The sequence below is a fragment of the Undibacterium sp. RTI2.2 genome, from assembly GCF_035018705.1.
In the GTDB taxonomy this organism is placed as follows: domain Bacteria; phylum Pseudomonadota; class Gammaproteobacteria; order Burkholderiales; family Burkholderiaceae_D; genus Undibacterium.
In genome coordinates, this window is the sequence record NZ_JASJXN010000017.1 from 89,253 (window position 1) to 107,194 (window position 17,942).

The 17,942-nt window shown below is 47.8% G+C and carries 15 protein-coding genes; 5 read left to right on the plus strand and 10 right to left on the minus strand.

All coding sequences use genetic code 11. The features are described 5' to 3' along the window. Positions 1 to 140 precede the first annotated feature (140 nt). The gene (locus QN395_RS11320; RefSeq protein ID WP_322121225.1) at positions 141 to 1,145 is read left to right on the plus strand and encodes a hypothetical protein; all 1,005 of its coding nucleotides are present in this window, start codon (positions 141 to 143) and stop codon (positions 1,143 to 1,145) included. Positions 1,146 to 1,737: 592 nt separating this feature from the next. Here the strand turns inward: QN395_RS11320 and QN395_RS11325 are convergent. Then, entirely contained in the window at positions 1,738 to 2,232 is a 495-nt protein-coding gene (locus QN395_RS11325) for an SgcJ/EcaC family oxidoreductase (protein WP_322121224.1), read from the minus strand. Positions 2,233 to 2,366: 134 nt separating this feature from the next. Between QN395_RS11325 and QN395_RS11330 the strand changes: the two genes are divergently transcribed. From QN395_RS11330 to QN395_RS11340, 3 genes are read left to right on the plus strand one after another with little or no spacing between them, the layout of a single operon-like run. Next, complete coding sequence (locus tag QN395_RS11330; RefSeq protein ID WP_322121223.1) at positions 2,367 to 3,146, plus strand: response regulator transcription factor; 780 nt, start codon at positions 2,367 to 2,369, stop codon at positions 3,144 to 3,146. Then, positions 3,143 to 5,122: an ATP-binding protein gene (locus tag QN395_RS11335; protein WP_322121222.1), complete on the plus strand. Its 1,980-nt coding sequence runs from the start codon at positions 3,143 to 3,145 to the stop codon at positions 5,120 to 5,122. The genes QN395_RS11330 and QN395_RS11335 overlap by 4 nt, the downstream gene beginning before the upstream one ends. Continuing rightward, the gene (locus QN395_RS11340; RefSeq protein ID WP_322121221.1) at positions 5,119 to 5,601 is read left to right on the plus strand and encodes a response regulator; all 483 of its coding nucleotides are present in this window, start codon (positions 5,119 to 5,121) and stop codon (positions 5,599 to 5,601) included. Before QN395_RS11335 ends, QN395_RS11340 begins: the two co-directional genes overlap by 4 nt. Before the next feature lie 37 nt (positions 5,602 to 5,638). Here QN395_RS11340 and QN395_RS11345 read toward each other — a convergent pair whose 3' ends face one another. The 9 genes from QN395_RS11345 to QN395_RS11385 all read right to left on the minus strand — a co-directional run bounded on the left by QN395_RS11345 (position 5,639) and on the right by QN395_RS11385 (position 16,672). Then, entirely contained in the window at positions 5,639 to 6,538 is a 900-nt protein-coding gene (locus QN395_RS11345) for a M28 family peptidase (RefSeq protein ID WP_323491862.1), read from the minus strand. 639 nt (positions 6,539 to 7,177) lie between these two features. Further along, positions 7,178 to 7,480, minus strand: coding sequence for a hypothetical protein (locus QN395_RS11350; protein WP_322121219.1), 303 nt, complete (start codon positions 7,478 to 7,480; stop codon positions 7,178 to 7,180). A gap of 8 nt (positions 7,481 to 7,488) precedes the next feature. Further along, complete coding sequence (locus QN395_RS11355; RefSeq protein WP_322121218.1) at positions 7,489 to 8,454, minus strand: polymorphic toxin type 37 domain-containing protein; 966 nt, start codon at positions 8,452 to 8,454, stop codon at positions 7,489 to 7,491. A 135-nt stretch (positions 8,455 to 8,589) separates the two neighbouring features. Continuing rightward, positions 8,590 to 9,360: an enoyl-CoA hydratase gene (locus QN395_RS11360; RefSeq protein WP_322121217.1), complete on the minus strand. Its 771-nt coding sequence runs from the start codon at positions 9,358 to 9,360 to the stop codon at positions 8,590 to 8,592. 271 nt (positions 9,361 to 9,631) lie between these two features. After that, the gene (locus QN395_RS11365; protein WP_322121216.1) at positions 9,632 to 10,828 is read right to left on the minus strand and encodes an acetyl-CoA C-acyltransferase; all 1,197 of its coding nucleotides are present in this window, start codon (positions 10,826 to 10,828) and stop codon (positions 9,632 to 9,634) included. A 14-nt stretch (positions 10,829 to 10,842) separates the two neighbouring features. Further along, positions 10,843 to 13,245 carry a 3-hydroxyacyl-CoA dehydrogenase NAD-binding domain-containing protein gene (locus tag QN395_RS11370; RefSeq protein WP_322121215.1) on the minus strand — a complete coding sequence of 801 codons (2,403 nt, stop codon included), beginning with the start codon at positions 13,243 to 13,245 and terminating at the stop codon, positions 10,843 to 10,845. A gap of 167 nt (positions 13,246 to 13,412) precedes the next feature. Then, on the minus strand, positions 13,413 to 15,203 hold the full coding sequence (locus tag QN395_RS11375; RefSeq protein ID WP_322121214.1) for an acyl-CoA dehydrogenase C-terminal domain-containing protein: 1,791 nt from the start codon (positions 15,201 to 15,203) through the stop codon (positions 13,413 to 13,415). Between the two features lie 152 nt (positions 15,204 to 15,355). Beyond that, positions 15,356 to 15,967 (minus strand): TetR/AcrR family transcriptional regulator, encoded by a 612-nt coding sequence (locus tag QN395_RS11380; RefSeq protein WP_322121691.1) that lies wholly within the window; start codon positions 15,965 to 15,967, stop codon positions 15,356 to 15,358. Positions 15,968 to 16,297: 330 nt separating this feature from the next. Next, on the minus strand, positions 16,298 to 16,672 hold the full coding sequence (locus QN395_RS11385; RefSeq protein ID WP_322121690.1) for an RNA-binding S4 domain-containing protein: 375 nt from the start codon (positions 16,670 to 16,672) through the stop codon (positions 16,298 to 16,300). Between the two features lie 354 nt (positions 16,673 to 17,026). Here QN395_RS11385 and QN395_RS11390 point away from each other — a divergent pair, with 354 nt between their 5' ends. Then, positions 17,027 to 17,659, plus strand: a complete 633-nt coding sequence (locus QN395_RS11390) for a TetR/AcrR family transcriptional regulator (protein ID WP_322121213.1) — start codon at positions 17,027 to 17,029, stop codon at positions 17,657 to 17,659. Positions 17,660 to 17,942: the final 283 nt, after the last annotated feature.

The following is a 17,942-nucleotide window of genomic DNA, read 5'->3' on the forward strand; positions in this document are numbered from 1 at the left end:
CATCACTAAAAAACATCGGTGCCGGAACGATCACTCCTGCGCCGATGATTATTTGTAAACCTCATGAATACGCTGCTCTATGAACTATCGCTAAGACAATTCCATACTCACAGGAATTACCGTTGCGGCATTCAATCAAAATGAAGCATCCAACACGTAAGCAAGTCCTAGTTTTATTTATATTGGACATGCCCGCATTACCAGCGCATGCAGAACATCAATTGGGCGAATTTCTGTTTATGCTACCCGCCATTTTCGCGCTGGCTACTTACGAATTATTTTGCAACTGTCTTTGGATATTGCTCTTATTAACAGCAATCGCCTGGATATACCATCTTCAAACTGGTCGTGACATTGGCCGATGGATTCCCAAGGATAAAGACCACTTCACGGATAGCTACGCCATCGTTAGGAGCCACACCGCGTCCTTAATGGCCTCTGTTTTTGCGATCATTTATATCTGCATCACCAATGTAATATTAGGACAGCAGGGAATGCAAACAAAAAGTATCTTTCCCCTGCCTAATCGCCCTGTCTCAAGCGCCCCGTTAGTCACGACGACGTCGGCACCAGGCAAAATACCAATACCAATAAAAATAGAACCGCTTGATACGTCACCAGCGGCAAAAGCTATCGAGGCACAAGAGAAACTGCTCACCTACGGCTCCAAAGCCATGCCTGCATCAACAGTAATCGCCATAAACCCGACGCAATCCGCAACGCCGGCAGAAGTCGCACCGCGCAATCCAAATGGCGATACATGGCCAGTCCGCACCAGTTATTTGATCATACCGACAGAGGAACAACTCAGCGGTAAGGGCAAGATAGAGATCATCAACAACTCTGCACAATCTGATGCCTATCTCAAACTATGCGTGGCTCGTGTTCCAACATGCCCCGGATTACGCCACGCTTACATCACCAACCTCGGCAGCTCAATCAAGTTCGACAACATACTCGATGGAGAGTACGAGCTGCGTTATGTCCAGACCAAAAACCCTCCTTACATCACGGCGATCAGCAAACCACTGGTGATTAGTGAAGGCAAAGTGAATGAGTATTATTGGAACATTCCCAGAGAGCCGTTTCCAAAGGGAGTTGAGATTGAGGATGTTTTTTGGCGGATAGCGCGGAGTGGTTTTTGAGAAACTAATTAAATGACGAGAGCGAGCGATTCTTTCATTTGGATAGGTGGCGTAATCAATTTCGGAAAGACCTTGGTAAATACCTTAATGGAGCAATCGTTTTGGTGACTTCTCTAGATTTGTAGCGAACCTAATGCTTGCAGATCACATCTAGGTACAACGAGGATAGTTTTCTTTGGTCTTCCGATCCATATTCGGCACAAAAAAATATACTCCCTATTATTTTCAATAAAATCCAATTATTAACCAATGATTATAAGGACGACTAAAATATACTAACTATGAGTATATATATTTACTTCAATATCAATACCGGGGCAGCCGCACTGCTGACAAAGATGAAAATCTGTTTTTAGGTCAAAAGATCGTTAGTACAGATATTACATTTTGCTACCATTAAAGTATGCGGAATCTAGCTATACTTCTGCGACTTCATCACATCGTTAGCACGCCTCGTTTGCTCATGATCATCCGCATATCATCTACAACCATCTAAAAAAAACAGACGCATGAAGAAGTAATCCTTGATACGCCTGTTATGTTCAACCCAGATTTTTCGGATCAGCATCATCAACTGATTGATTAGTTTCGATTAGTTTATCGAAACCTGTTCTGGCATAGCGGATGAATGATGATTTAAGATCAGCCAGTCATTTCCTACTTTTTTATACACGTAGGTATAACGCGCCTGTACTTTGGAGTGCTTGCCATCTTTGGTCAGATCAAAGGTGTAGACGCCGCTATCGATTGCGGAGTCTGCATCTAACAAACGAATCTGGCGATAGTTGATGACGCCCGTTGGCTTAAGCACCAAAAAATGCTCGAAATAATCAGTAATCTCAGCGGGCGTAGTACGCACCTGGTTTGACACGGTCGGTTGCAACATAGCCTTCGGGTGGTAAAGCTTGACGACCTCTGCAGGCTTGCCGGTACCGAGTGCTGCGTTCCAGCGATCAAATAACTTGGAAATTTCTTGCTCTGCCGCATTGGCAGGCGCGACTACCTCGTTACCGTAGACTCTTGGTAGGTCTTTTGCAAACGCAGATGAGCCAACTAACAGTGAAATAGCGAGTAAAAGGGATTTCATATACATCTCCAAAAAGTCATTAAAAGTGTGTCGCAGCTTGTGATTGCGATGACGCACTATGACTTGGCAATAGAATCGCCACATCCGCTCACTGACATAGGCAAAGGTATGCTGTTCGGCATATACTATTACGTATGCCTACCACTCCCCACCCTTCAGCACACGCCTTGCGCAGTCATTACCGTGATCAGAAAGCCAATACCGCCCGTCTGAGGTTGTTATATGACGCCGGACAGGCGCTAACAACGTCAGCAAACAGTGCAGCTATTCCGGCTATTTTGGGCTATGCGCTGGAGTTTTGTGCGTTTGAATCCGGCACGGTCATGGTGGCAGACAATGGTGCGCTGCGGATTGAAGCGTCTCGCGGCGACGTACTGCCGAGTGGATTGCGTTTTTCAGCACAAGGTACACTTGCCGCCACATTAAAGCCCGACGCAAACCTGATGGTACGACAAAACAGTGTGAGCCGTATGCTATTACCCGCCGGTGCGATGGCGAGTCTGGAACTTTTACTGCCGCTACGTGCTGCGGGCAACCCGGTTGGTATTCTGCAATTAGTTAATCGCAAACCCATACCCGTTCCGGTTGAGGCTGACTTACAAGCACTCTCTACGCTGGCCAGTATGCTGGCGCTGGCATTATCGTCGGCACTATCTCTACCAGCAAGTAATTTGCAAGCTAGTAGCAAGCAGAGTAAAGCCTTATCCCAGCAACTCACCCCGCGAGAACGTGAAGTGCTGGTGCTGCTGCCTCACGGACTGACAAATGCCGACATCGGCTTACGGCTGGGGATTGCGACTGGTACGGTCAAGGTACATGTCGAGAGAATTATTCATAAATTAGGACTCAACGACCGTACCCAAGTGGCAGCACGTGCAGTAGAACTTGGCTTTGGCAATTCGGGAGCGACATGAAACACAGCATACAAATCAAGATGTCACAGTGGTGGTCAAATCAACCGCTAAGATTAAAAGGTTTAGTGGTAATTGCGGTACCGGTACTGGTGCTGCTGGCGGCGCTGATATCCGGTTATGTCATGAGTCTTGAAAGCAGGCAAGCGCAACAAGGTATACAACGCACCCTGCAAATTCAGCATGATATCCAGGAGGTGCATACGTTGCTGGCCGAGGCGGCGACTGGTGTGCGGGGTTATTTGTTGACGGGCCAGACCAATTTTTTGGAACCGTATCGGATCGCAGAAACGGATCTACCAAAACCACTGCAACGCCTGCGACTACAGATCCGTGATCCGCAGCAAGTCATTTTGCTTGAACGTGTCGCAGCACTTGCGGCAAAAAAAAGTGAGGGACTCCATCATCTGGTTGAGCTGGGCAGCAACACCCCCTCCTCCACTTTGATTCCTATCCTCGTATCAAACAAAATGGTGCTGGACGAACTACGCCGCAGCATCGACACCATGCGTACGCGCGAGGAGCTATTGCTACAACAACGTGAAGAATACGCAGAGCAAGTTAATCAGCGTGCGATGATTGCCACTGCCATTGCAGGTATCGCCGGAGCGTTAGGTGCACTGCTAGCGGTGCTGTTATTTTCAACCGGTATCGTACGCCGGGTGCATCGTCTGGCCGACAACGCCGAGCGGCTGGCGCGTGGTGCGTCGCTGGTGCCGGCAGAACCTGCCACAGATGAGCTTGGACAACTAGCCAGCAGGCTGGATCATGCGAGTATTTTGCTGGCCACACGCAGTGCCGAGGCAGAAAAAGCCTATCGTGAAGCGGAGCAGGCTAACCACGCAAAAACGGAGTTTCTGTCGCGTACCAGTCATGAATTACGCACGCCATTGAATGCAATTCTCGGCTTTGCTCAATTATTGGAACGTGATCTGCAAGAACCAGCAGCGCGTGACAGCGTGGCGCATATTCTGAAAGGTGGCCGGCACTTGCTCGCGCTTATTAACGAAGTGCTGGATATCGCCCGTATTGAAACGGGGCTAATTGACATCGACCTGCAAGCCGTTGAGGTGGACAACTTGCTGCGAGAAGCGGTCGCGCTGATCACACCGATCGCCGATCAAACCGGTATCGACATTAGCATCAAACTCGACCCAGACATCGACACAGCAAATCCAATAAATCCAGCAGATCAGCCTAAAAAAATCCATGTTCTGGCCGACCGCAAACGTTTATTGCAAGTGATGCTCAACTTGCTGTCAAATGCAGTCAAGTATAACGAACCCAATGGCAGTGCCAGCCTGCACGTCCTGGTCCAAGGACGCAGAGCACGGATACAAGTCAGCGACACGGGCAAAGGTATTCCCGCAGAATTACAAGAACGTTTATTCACGCCATTTGACCGTCTCGGCGCGGAACATCGTTCAAGTGAAGGTACCGGACTTGGCTTGGCGGTATCGCGCCAAATTGTACGGGCAATGGGCGGCGACATTGAGATGACCAGTAGTCCCGGAAAGGGCAGCACTTTCTGGATCGATTTACCGGTCGCAGACAACATTGCCATCAACCCGGCGGCCTTAACACCGATCCCAGTTCAACCCAGATTACTACGCAACTGTACGGTGCTATATATAGAAGATCAATCGTCCAATCTGGCGCTGGTCGAAATTCTGCTATCACGCCGTCGCAACATCACCCTCATCAGCGCCTCATCTGGTTCTGGGGGGCTGGAACTGGCGATATCACAACAACCCGATCTGATCTTGCTCGATCTTCATTTACCAGATATGGATGGAGAACAGGTGCTCGCATCTGTTCGCGCAACACCCGCAATGGAGAAAATACCCGTAGTAATCTTGAGCGCAGATGCATTACCCTCAACGATAACGCACATGATGTCAGCAGGCGCCAATGCGTACTTAACTAAACCCCTTGATGTCAGCTTATTTTTTTCGACTCTGGATCGATTACTGTCATGAATATTACCGATTTGCTCGTTATGCGCATCCTCATCGTTGACGACAAAATAGAAAACATCAACGTGTTGGAAGACATGCTGGCACGTGAAGGATTTAGTAACGTCGTCAGCACTACCGACTCACGCAGAACCCTGGATCTAGTCACCGCTTTCGATCCCGATCTGATATTACTGGACTTGATGATGCCGGACTTAGATGGTTTTGCAGTGCTAGAACAATTATCTAAGCGAACATCGTCAGATGAATTTCGCCCCGTGATGGTGTTAAGCGCAGATGTCACCCAAGAAGCGAAGCGCCGCGCCTTATCGCTAGGCGCCAAAGACTTTCTGACCAAACCCTTTGATCTGATCGAAACTCTGCTACGCATCAGCAATCTATTAGAAACCTGTCTACTATATAAACGCTTAAAAAATCTGGCGTCAGCAGAAATGCCTTTGCCGATATGGGCAAAAAATGAGTATCAGAAGACAGGCAAATAAATTCAGCTTCGGCTTACTTGGCAAGCGCAGTAACTGCTTAGCTTTTTCTTCTGAAACTAGTCGTGACCAAGGCCTGATCAATCAGATAAGTCGTTTTGGTGACTAACTCAACAGCACCCATAAAGAAGACGGGATTGATTTTGTCTGCGGTATCAGTTGGTTGATGGTAGTCAGGATGATCCTCTACCCCAAAGTAAATAAAGGGGATACCAGCAGCAAATAAATTGTAGTGGTCAGATTGCTTGGTCCAATCATCCTGACCCTGTTCTGGGCGATCATGACCAAACAGTACCTTGACGTCTTTGCTGGCATCCAGCGGCGCCAATATAGGTTTGAGTGAAGGCGTGTGGTAAGTGCCGCTGGCATACAACTCGCCTTTGTCACCACGGGCAATCATATCAAAGTTGATGTTGATACCCACACGATCAATGTCAATTGGCGGTTTGCTGGCAAAAGCACGTGAACCTTGTAGTCCCAACTCTTCTGCATCAAATAAAATATAAATCACATCATGTTGCGGCAGCGTCTTTTGCATCGCCTCGGCAATTGCCAACACGCCAGCAACACCCGATGCATTGTCATCGGCACCAAAATACGTTTTACCACCGCGCACGCCCAGATGATCGTAATGCGCCGAGACGATCATTGCCGTTGCATTAGCATGGTCGAGCAAGGTTCCTGACTGGCAAGCGATAATATTGCTACCTCGCTTATGTTCACCATTCCGCATCACGACATCAAAGGTCTGTATAAAATCAGTATTGCATGGCTTGATACCCAATCCTTGCAAACGTCCAATAATATATTCACGCGCCAGTTGGCTACCGGGAGTGTCAGTAGCACGGCCCGCCATCTCAGCACTGGCTAATTTTTTCACATCCATCATCGCTTGCGTCTCTGTTGGCTGGGCGATTGCATGAGATATTAAAGATGACAAGAGAATGGAGACAAAACAAAAATGTCGACTAATTTTGATCATAAAAATAATTAGAATGTGATGAGGAAATTTGAAAAATGGTATGGAAATGTTTGTTGAAAAATGAAGCATATAGCGAGAAGTACCCAGAACCGATTTTCTCGGCGATTTGACTAATCAAAAAATGAATATTTTAGATACTCCCCATCATTTTTAATAAAATAACCTAGTTCCCCTTTTACTTTATGGACGTGCTAAATATACTACCTATGTGTATTTTCAAATAGAAATGGAAGCATAAACCATTATTTGCTTATGCTTCCATCTCGTAAAGTGCCACAGAAGTTGAGACCGAAATAACCAAAAATACTACTTCCTAAGAAAAATTGCCACAGAATGTGAGACTGGTTGCCTCGGAAGTTGAGATTTTCTTATGTTCTGCCAAAGAAGTTGAGATTTTCTTGCACTCCTACTTTTATGCAAACATCCTCCTAATGCGCGTTTTAAGACGCAATCTGATAACAACAACGACTTTTTATTTTATTGCGCACGTCTCACGATTGATCTGATGCTTACCGGCCTGAGATGTTGGGCTTCGCTTTGCTCTTCGCCAACCTACCTAGCCCGGGCTGCGCTTGCTTACCCCGTCTTTCCTCGAATTTATAGTCCCATCAAACCGCTATACCAATACGCATGCTTATTCAATACCCATGACCTATTGGAATCGTTGATAAATTGCGTCAGTTGTTGTGAATCAATTTTATATCGATAAAACAGAGCAAGTAGCTCCCGTAACGTTCCGTCTTCAATTTGGTTTGATGGAATATCAATGTGAATTGAATCATGAACCCCTTTCCACAAGATTCCTTCAATTTTGTCTATCCAGTAGAAAAAAGCAGCTTCATCAATTTGAGATCCATATTCAATTTCTTTAGCAATCAAAGTTATTTTTAAATCGTTCATCTCTCTTTTCATCCAGGAAGAATATTTTTATGTCCACCTGTTCTCGGATCTTGCACATCCCAGTGTGGTCCTCCATGAGCGATATCGCCTTGGCTAGTTGGCACCCATACCTTGCCATCCTTGGCTTCCCAACCAATACCTGAACCGTTAGGGTTTTTGACCCAATTTTCGCCGTCTTTTGGATCAGTGAAACCATCAGCTTCGCTCGGCTTACCTGGAGCCTCTGCTCCATTTGGATCTTTCGCATCACGTGGTGGTTTCGCGAAAATAATACTAGCACCCAATAGACACGCCATCGGCATACTTACACATCCGCTGCGGATTAAGTTAGGAACACTTGGCATTTTCGGTCCTGATGATGGAGAACCAACGACGGGACTAAAAAACGGATCATTTACGAACGGGTCACGGTGTCCTGTGATTGTAACTGAAGGCGCAGGAAGAATAACTATCGGTTGGATTTCTATATCAGTACGCCCATCAGGATCAATGTATCTGTAGGGATTGTTCTGAGCGTAAGAATATCGATTAAATCCTCTACCAGTATTTTCATCCGTAAGCACAGGATCCTCACTCAGAAACCTTCCCGCCACAGGATCATAGTACCGCTGCTGCATGTACGTCAGCCCTGTATCCACGTCATTGACATGCCGTGTAAATCCAATCGTGGGTGTGTCACTGCCCGCAACCGCCATGCCGTACGCTTCGTATTTGGTCTGGGTGATTCTGATGCCACTGGCATTGGTCTTGGCAACCGGACTACCTAGTCCGTCTGTGTGGATGTAGGTGACCATTTCTGGGTTGGCGTTGACGGTGAGGTTAATGCCAAGGCTGGTGCCTGTGCCTGCTGGGCTGGGGGTGATGCTGACAGTGCCAGTGTAGTTGCCTGCATTGGTGCTGCTGGTGAAGGTGAGGCTGCCGCAGGTGCTATTGGCGTTGCAACTAGTGAGACCGACGATTTCCCTCTGATTCAAAAGAAAAAGGTCAGCCTAATGGCCGACCTTACGCAATTTTCTAGTCTCAACTTCCGCGGCAAAAAACTCGCCTTCTATGGCAAAAATCTCAGCTTCTGTGGCACTTTACGTTACGACAGAGCACCCGCCAATACATCAAGAAAACTGCGAGAAGTCCGGTTTACGTTTTTGAAAAAATGCCATGAATGCTTCCTTTGCTTCTGGTGCAGTCAACATAGTGCGGAAGTGAACGTTTTCTTCACCCATTTTGGCGACGATAGCTTCTTGTTGATTGCTCTTCATCAGGCGCTTGGTAGCGCGAATAGAAGCAGCTGGCAAGGCGACTAATTTAGCGACTTGTTTCTGCGCATAAGGCATTAATTCTTCTAGCGGCAAGACTTTATTAACGAAGCCAATTTCGTAGGCTTCTTGAGCACTAAATGCTTCGCCTAGCATCAATTTTTCTGCTGCGTGTTGATAGCCGACGATTTGTTGGAAAATCAAGCTGGAAGCGAATTCTGGACACAAGCCCAATTGCGTGAACGGCATAGACAGTTTGGCGTTGTCGGCCAGATACACCATGTCGCAATGCATCAGCAAGGTAGTACCGATACCAACTGCAGCGCCAGATACCGCAGCAACAACTGGTTTGCTAGTGTGACTTAAGGCATGCATGAACTGGTAGACCGGTGGCACGCCCGCGTGCTCGGCGGTGGCGTTCTTCATGAAGTCTTCCAGATCATTGCCTGCAGTAAAAATCTCTGGCCTGCCGCTGATCAAAATAGCGCGCACGGCAGTGTTATCTTCTGCTGCGGTAATTGCGTCTGCCATTGCCTGGTACATCGCGGCAGTAATGGCGTTTTTCTTTTCTGGGCGATTGAATGCAATCGACAAAACGCCATTCTCTATTTGGGTCAAAATATCCATGTGATCTCCTGAGTTTTGATTAAATTTATGGTGTACAGATTATGCTGGAATTTGCTGAATCAAGCTCACTATCCATTTTTAGCTTGATCGATCAATAAAAAACCGCACAGAAAATTTCATATGCGGTTTTTTGTTTTATCAAGTAGCGGAAACTTTGAGTAAGTATAGCGAGCGGCTCAAGGTTTAATCGAGAAGCGCAGGCGTACTTTAGTACGTTGAGCATCGCAGGTTAAAGATTGAGTTGCGCGGTAGCTTAATCAAAGTCTTCCATTTACATGCGTTCGAAAATGCCTGCTGCCCCCATGCCGGTACCAACGCACATCGTCACCATGCCGTACTTCAGATTATTACGATGCAAAGCATGGATCGTGGTCGCAGAACGGATCGCGCCAGTCGCGCCCAACGGATGGCCGAGAGCAATCGCGCCGCCCATAGGATTGACTTTGGCTGGATCTAGACCGAGGTCTTGTACCACTGCCAGAGACTGCGCTGCAAAGGCTTCGTTCAGCTCAAACCAGTCGATCTGATCTTGCGTAATACCAGCGGCACGACAGGCTGCGGGAATCGCTTCTTTAGGACCGATACCCATGATTTCTGGTGGTACGCCGCGTACTGCGAAGGATGCGAAACGTGCCAGCGGAGTCAGGTTGAATTGCTTCAAAATCTTTTCACTAACTAAGATCAGTGCGCCAGCGCCGTCAGACGTTTGCGAGCTGTTACCCGCAGTCACACTACCTTTGTTTGCGAACACCGGGCGCAGTTTTGCCAAGCCTTCTAAGGATGTATCTGGGCGTGCGCCTTCGTCACGGCTGACGGTGCGGGTTTTTAATTCGATCTCGCCAGTCAACAGATTTGGTACGCGGTCGATGATGTCAACCGAAGTAGTTTCCGCATCAAAGTAACCCGCGTTTTGCGCAGCGATGGCACGTTGATGAGATTGTAGGGCAAACGCATCTTGCGCTTCACGCGAGACTTTCCATTGTTGCGCGACCTTCTCTGCCGTCAGACCCATGCCGTAGGCCATGCCGACGTTTTCGTCTTTCAGAATCGCCATGTTCATCGATGGATTGTTACCCATCATTGGCACCATGGACATTGATTCAACACCACCAGCAATCATGACATCTGCCTGACCAACGCGGATACGATCTGCCGCCATTGCCACTGCTGTGATACCGGATGCGCAATAACGATTGATGGTGACGCCACCGATGGTGTTTGGCAAACCTGCCAACAAGATACCCATACGAGCTAGATTCAGACCCTGCGGACCTTCTGGGAAAGAGCAGCCGATGATGGCGTCTTCTGCCAGTTTTGGATCAAGATTAGGTACTTGGGCAAATGCAGATTGCAATACGCGCACCAGCAAATCGTCAGGACGTGTATTACGGAACATGCCGCGACCAGATTTGCCGATCGGGGTCCGTGTTGCTGAGACGATGTAAGCGTCTTGAAGTTGTTTAGTCATGTTGTGTACTCCGATTAGTTTCTAACTGGCTTGCCAGTTTGCATCATGCCCATGATCCGCTCTTGCGTTTTTGGATGATTCAACAATTCCATAAACGCTTTGCGCTCCAGGTCGAGCAACCATTGTTCGCTGACCAGACTACCGTTGTCGATGTCGCCACCGCTGACTACTTCGGCAATCATCTTGCCGAGCTTGTAATCATGTGCAGAGATGAAACCGCCATCACGCATATTGATCAGTTGTGCTGCGATCGATGCGATACCGTGACGACCAGTGACTGGCACCAGCTTGCGCATTGGTGCGCGATAGCCAGCATCAAACATGGCGCGTGCTTCAACTTTCGCTACATGCAACAATTCGTAGGCATTGAATACGATTACGTCGTCTTGCGACAGGTAACCCATTTTTTGCGCTTCTAATGCAGACTTGGATACTGCGGCTGTCGCTGCATTGGTGAAATAGTTCTTCAGGAATTGCAGCAGGTCAGTACCTTTGGCATCGGCTGCAGCACGGACTGCGGCTTCTTTCAAACCACCACCGCCTGGTACCAGACCTACACCAACTTCGACCAGACCAATATACGATTCGATAGAAGCCACGCGTTTCGCTGCGTGCATCATCAGTTCGCAACCACCGCCGAGTGCCAGACCGGCAACTGCAGCGACGACAGGTACATTAGCGTATTTCAATCCTTGATGCGCTTGTTGCAGACGCGAGATCGCTGGCTCGATGGCTTTGACGCCACCAGACATAAACAATGGCAACATCGCTTGCAAATCAGCACCTGCTGAGAAGGCACCACCTTCGGCTGCATCAGCATTCCAGATTACCAGACCTTTGTAATTCTTCTCGGCTTCGGCAATCGCTTTTTCCATGCCTTCGATTACGCCAGGACCAATCACGTGCATCTTAGTCTTCATGGACAAGATCAGTACGTCATCAGGCTTCTGGTCAGTACCTTGGTGCCAGATACGAACGGAGTCGTCTTCGAAGAACGTCGTGCCAGCGGTTGCACCAGTCGGTGCACCAGCGCCCAATACAGGAGCGCGGAAAGCCTGACGGTCATATACCGCTAATGTAGAACGTGGTACATAAGTGCTGCTCGCCGCTGACCAGGAGCCTTCTGCTGTATGTACGCCTGTGCGTCCGTCAAATACCCAAGCTGGCAAGGGTGCGTTACACAATGCTTTACCCGCATCAATATCCTCTTTCACCCAACCAGCAACTTCTTGCCAGCCGGATGCTTGCCATGTCTCGAACGGACCGACATTCCAGCCGAAGCCCCAACGCATTGCGAAATCGATGTCGCGTGCATTGTCGGCAATCGTTGCACCATGTACAGCGATGTAGTGGAAAGCATCGCGGAAAATCGCCCACAGGAACTGCGCCTGTACATTGGTCGATTCACGCAAGGTTTTCATTTTCTTGACGGGATCTTTTTCTTTCAGCATACGGGCAACAACGTCATCCGCTTTCGCGCCGCCAGTCACATATTGTGCTGTGGCGAAATCTAGGCGCTGAATATCTTTGCCTACTTTTTTATAGAAACCTGCGCCAGTTTTGGAACCCAGTGCACCGGCGGCAACCAGTTTCGCTAATACTTCTGGGGTTTTGTAGACAGCAAAAAATGGATCGTCGGACAAATTATCTTGCATCGTTTTGATGACATGACCCATCGTGTCCAGACCTACGACGTCGGCGGTACGGAAAGTACCGGACGAAGCGCGGCCGAGTTTTTTACCGGTCAGATCATCGACGACATCGACGGACAAGCCGAATTTTTCTGCCTCATGAATCGTGGCGAGCATACCGAAAATACCAACACGGTTGGCGATGAAGTTCGGTGTATCTTTGGCGCGTACAACGCCTTTGCCCAATGTAGTAGTCAGGAAACCTTCGAGCTGGTCGATGATTTCTGGACGGGTTGCTACCGTCGGTATTAATTCAACCAGGTGCATATAGCGCGGTGGGTTGAAGAAATGCACGCCGCAGAAACGGGCTTTTAATTCAGCCTCAAAACCTTCGGACAAGGCCGTAATGGACAGACCAGATGTGTTGGATGCGAAGATCGCGTTTGGTGCGATGTAAGGGGACACTTTCTTATACAGATCATGCTTCCAGTCCATGCGCTCAGCAATCGCTTCAATGATCAGGTCGCAACCTTTGAGCAATTCCAGATTGTCTTCGTAATTAGCGACTTCAATCAGGGCTGCGTCATCTTTGTTGCCGAACGGAGCAGGACTCAATTTTTTCAGGTTCTCGATCGCGCGCAAAACGATACCGTTTTTCGGGCCTTCTTTGGCTGGCAGATCAAACAATACGACAGGTACTTTTGCGTTGATGCAGTGCGCAGCAATTTGCGCGCCCATCACACCGGCACCAAGAACGGCGACTTTTTTAACGATGAAATTGGTCATTTTTAACCTCATGTGGAATTCGTAGAACAACGAAAAGCAATTTCTTTGTGCCCTCTCTCAATGATGAGAGAGGCTTAGATCTCATAGGGTTCGCCACGCGCACCGCTTGAAATGGAAGAGAGGCGTAAAGGTGTATATGTTGCACCCCACGCCTGCTCAGTATTTCATCAGAACAAATCAGCTTCGAGCGATAACAGATTTGCAGAACCAGAACGTGCCTGGCGGATCAGCATCGCTGTTTCTGGATACAGACGTGCAAAGTAGAAACGAATTGTCGCTAATTTTGCTTTGTAGAAGGTGTCGCCGGAATCTTGTTTTTCCAGAGCGATTTTTGCCATTTGCGCGAAGAAGTAGCTGTACACCATGTGACCGACAACACGCAGATACGGTACAGCAGCAGCGCCGACTTCATCTGGATTCTGGAACGCCTTCATACCGATTTCCATTGTCAGCTTCGTGACTTTGTCGCCCAACTCAGCCAATGGAGTAACGAATTCGCTCATTGCTTCATTGGTGCCATTAGCTTCAACAAATGCTTGTACCTTTGCACCGAACTTGCGCAACTTAGCGCCGTTATCACCCAAGACTTTACGACCTAACAAATCCAAAGACTGGATTGTGTTAGTGCCTTCGTAGATCATGTTGATACGTGAATCACGTACATATTGCTCCATGCCCCACTCAGCGATAAAACCGTGGCCGCCATATACCTGCATACACTCAGAGGTGGCTGTCCAAGCGTTATCGGTGATGAAGGCTTTGATGATTGGTGTCAAGAGTGCGACTTCGTCAGCGCATTCTTTGCGGACTTCTTCATCAGGGTGATTTAATTCTTTATCCAGCTGCAAAGCAACGTAGGCGCAAAATGCACGTCCACCCTCAGCATAGGCTTTGGCGGTAAATAACATACGACGCACATCAGCATGCACGATGATAGGATCGGCTGGCTTGTCTGGTGCTTTTACGCCGGACAAGCTGCGCATTTGCAGACGGTCTTTTGCGTAGATCAGGGCATTTTGGTAAGCGATTTCAGTCAAGCCCAGGGATTGCATACCCACACCCAGACGTGCTGCATTCATCATGACGAACATCGCGTTGAGGCCTTTGTTCGGCTGACCGATCAACCAACCTTTTGCGCCGTCCATATTCATCTGGCAAGTTGAGTTGCCATGGATACCCATTTTTTCTTCGATCGCGCCGCAGAAAATAGGATTACGCGCACCAACGCTGCCATCCGCATTAGGTAAAAATTTAGGCACGATGAACAGAGAAATCCCTTTGGAGCCTTCTGGTGCTCCAGGCAAACGTGCCAGCACCAGATGCACGATGTTATCAACCATGTCGTGCTCACCAGCGGAGATAAAAATCTTCGCGCCGGAGATCATGTAGGAGCCATCAGCTTTTGGCTCGGCTTTAGAACGCAACATACCAAGATCAGTGCCGCAATGTGGCTCGGTCAGGCACATCGTGCCAGTCCACTCGCCGCTGATCAGTTTTGGCAAGTACAAATCTTTCTGTTCTTGTGTACCGTGTTCGTGGATACATTCGTAGGCGCCGTGTGATAAACCTGGGTACATAGTCCAGGCTTGATTGGCAGAATTCATCATTTCGTAAAATGAATTATTCAGCACCAGTGGCAAGCCTTGGCCGCCGTATTCCGGGTCGCAAGACAATGCTGGCCAGCCAGCTTCTACGTATTGTTTGTAGGCTTCTTTAAAGCCTTTTGGTGTGGTAACAGCGTGCGTTACTTTATCGTGATGGCAACCTTCACGATCGCCAGAATGGTTTAATGGGAACAAGACTTGCGAAGTGAATTTGCCACCTTCTTCTAATACTTGATTGATGATATCGGCATCAATTTCTTCGTATTTTGGCAAATGCTTTAGTTCGCCTTCTACGGCTAACAGCTCATGCAGAACGAACTGCATATCACGCAAGGGAGCGACGTATTGACCCATGATTTTCTCCTGAAGACTAAAAAGTAAAACAAAATTAAGACGGCGTTATTACATTCTTTATGACATTCTTTATGACTACTTACCTGGCGACGATTTAAGTGGTCGCTTGTTGATCAATTACAAGCCACTTATTGATGGCTTGTTAAATCGAATTAAGCCGTGACAGCTTTTTCCACTTGCGGCGCATAACATTCAATCAATCTTTCAAACCCTGCTGCGGCTCTTTCTACACTGCCTGGCTTGCGTAAAAACCGTGCGTCGTGGTGTAGTGCCAAAATCAGCCCATACATTTCATACACTATCTGCTCCGGGTCTACATCTTGATCCAAGTGACCCAACTGTATTGCCAAGGTTGCGGCACGACGCAATGCGCCTTGCCATGCATGCACCATACCTACCAGCTCATCACGGATGGGGCCTTGGCGATCATCGTATTCGGCTGCGCCGCTGATATAGATGCAACCGGAGGCGATTTCAACCGTGACGCGTTTGACCCATAAGGCAAACATGGATTGCAAACGCGGCAGACCACGTTCTTCTTTCATGCTGGGATAAAACACTTCTTGCTCAAAATGTTGGTGATACAACTTTAGCACTTCGATCTGCAAATCTTCACGCGAGCCGAAGTGAGCAAACACGCCAGACTTGCTCATGTTCATTTTGTCGGCCAGCAAACCTATCGTTAAACCTTCGATACCATCGCGGCTAGCGGCGTCTAAGGCCACGTCCAAAATGGCGGCGCGGGTAAGTTCGCCTTTACGCATAAATTTTGATGTCATATTCATATTACATTTTTCGTATTGAAATGATGCACAGACGCACAACTATGATGCAAACATGTGAATTAATCGAACGCTCGTACTATTAAGCACAGCGCACTAAAAGTCAAACTAGAAAACGGCTTTAGAGGAGAGTATCTATTTAGAGGACGACAATTTGGGGCTAAACACCTAAGGTAAATCATTAATGCTCACCAGGCTCCTAAGTTTTTGGACTTACGAGAATTGCTTGATATTACCGAATTACGATTTTTTCTGAGGCCATTATTGAGGCCATATATAAATCAAAGATCAAACTAAAGTCTCCCGCCCTTTTTAATTTCTGCTGAAATCGAGCAAACGCCGGTCTCGTTTGGTAGGACGTCCGGTGAGTGTAGCACTCGGTTCGCGGAAATATTTTCTGTCTTGTGCAAGCTTGGCTCGCTGGGCGATGCTGGCCTCGGTTTCTTGATACATGCTCTGTGCAACTACAGCGGAGCCGCGCGTATCAGATATCCGCAGCACTTGAATAATCCAAATCTGGTCAGCATGATGAATTTCTAGCAGATCACCAGGCTTGACGTTATGGGCAGGCTTAATACGTTCTTCGTTTTGCAGCACACGTCCTAATTCGACCGCATTGGTGGCGAGGGTACGGGTTTTAAAAAATCTGGCGGCCCATAGCCATTTGTCGATTCTGATACTGTTCATTTGCCCTAAAACTTGTCCCACGATTGTCCCGTTTATATGTGCCTAGTGTGTCGTCAAACTGTCGTCAATTTGTCGTTAATATGTAATTTGGCTGTCTGACCAGTGCGGGTAGAGTATCATTTTTTCTCTCCTGACCAAGCTCTGACTGTTTACAAAGTCTTGGGTTTAGATCAGACACATTGTGCATTTTTGTTTTATTGAATGTATTTCACCCCCCACTCAATTACAAGAGATTTGTTGGGCACTGTGAACAGGTTGCACAAAGAAAGTGCAAATGCTGCGCCGCGCATAGACAAATGCTTGTACGGTCGTACAATCCGCAGACCAAGCAATTGCTTTCTAATAAAGATTCCCATGAGCTCATTAGATGATCTAAGCGGAAGAAAACGCGCGATTTTGATTGCTGCGGAGAAGTGTTTTGCAGAGCAAAGCTACCAGGGTGTATCGATACGCGATATTGCTCATGAAGCTGGCGTGCCAGTCGCACTGGTGGGATATTATTTTGGCGCAAAAAATGAGTTGTATCACGCCATCTACGAGCACCATAGCAGCTATATGGCAGAGCGCCTGTCAGAGCTACGGCTGGCGAAATTACATACCAATCCCGAAGTCGCCTTAAACGCCATTATTGCCGCCTTTATTACTCCGGTGTTAAAACTGAATGAGCAGGATCATGGCGTTAATTTCTCGCGCATTGTGATGCGCGGCGTGGTGGACAGACATGAGGCGAGCGACCGGATTACCCGTGAGTTTTATGATCCCATGGCAAGAGAATTTATCGCCGCCTTAAGCGGCGCTTTGCCTACGGCATCCAAAGCCACTGTTTTCTGGTGCTATCAATTTGCACTTGGGGCGTTATTGCATCACGTGGTAGATACGCGGATTGAGCGTTTATCAGAAGGATTATGTCCGGCACGTAATGCCGCTGTTGCTGCGCCCTATTTATTGAGATTTATCACTGCCGGGATACAGGCAGCAGCGGGATAAACAAGGGATCGAACAATTAGGTTTAAAGATTGATCGCAGTGCGACTACGGTGCCATAGTGAACAGATCATCCAAACTAAAAATCAATATACTCCCCCAATTTTTTAATAAATAATGCCAAATGTCCAATGATTAATTGGACATCTTAAATATACTATATAGGAGTATATTTAATTCTTGATACATTTACGATAAATCAGGAAGACTATTTAACCCAGATTTTCCATTGGAACAGCGACAAGTGTGCCTTTGGCGGACTGACTGGCTAGACGCGACGACGACGC

What these genes read in the sequence shown, in the direction of transcription:
- QN395_RS11375 (WP_322121214.1), bottom strand. Translation starts at nt 15,203, where the DNA reads ATGGGTCAATACGTCGCTCCCTTGCGTGATATGCAGTTCGTTCTGCAT.
- QN395_RS11390 (WP_322121213.1), top strand. Translation starts at nt 17,027, where the DNA reads ATGAGCTCATTAGATGATCTAAGCGGAAGAAAACGCGCGATTTTGATT.
- QN395_RS11335 (WP_322121222.1), top strand. Translation starts at nt 3,143, where the DNA reads ATGAAACACAGCATACAAATCAAGATGTCACAGTGGTGGTCAAATCAA.
- QN395_RS11385 (WP_322121690.1), bottom strand. Translation starts at nt 16,672, where the DNA reads ATGAACAGTATCAGAATCGACAAATGGCTATGGGCCGCCAGATTTTTT.
- QN395_RS11340 (WP_322121221.1), top strand. Translation starts at nt 5,119, where the DNA reads ATGAATATTACCGATTTGCTCGTTATGCGCATCCTCATCGTTGACGAC.
- QN395_RS11350 (WP_322121219.1), bottom strand. Translation starts at nt 7,480, where the DNA reads ATGAACGATTTAAAAATAACTTTGATTGCTAAAGAAATTGAATATGGA.
- QN395_RS11365 (WP_322121216.1), bottom strand. Translation starts at nt 10,828, where the DNA reads ATGACTAAACAACTTCAAGACGCTTACATCGTCTCAGCAACACGGACC.
- QN395_RS11370 (WP_322121215.1), bottom strand. Translation starts at nt 13,245, where the DNA reads ATGACCAATTTCATCGTTAAAAAAGTCGCCGTTCTTGGTGCCGGTGTG.
- QN395_RS11325 (WP_322121224.1), bottom strand. Translation starts at nt 2,232, where the DNA reads ATGAAATCCCTTTTACTCGCTATTTCACTGTTAGTTGGCTCATCTGCG.
- QN395_RS11380 (WP_322121691.1), bottom strand. Translation starts at nt 15,967, where the DNA reads ATGCGTAAAGGCGAACTTACCCGCGCCGCCATTTTGGACGTGGCCTTA.
- QN395_RS11360 (WP_322121217.1), bottom strand. Translation starts at nt 9,360, where the DNA reads ATGGATATTTTGACCCAAATAGAGAATGGCGTTTTGTCGATTGCATTC.
- QN395_RS11330 (WP_322121223.1), top strand. Translation starts at nt 2,367, where the DNA reads ATGCCTACCACTCCCCACCCTTCAGCACACGCCTTGCGCAGTCATTAC.
- QN395_RS11320 (WP_322121225.1), top strand. Translation starts at nt 141, where the DNA reads ATGAAGCATCCAACACGTAAGCAAGTCCTAGTTTTATTTATATTGGAC.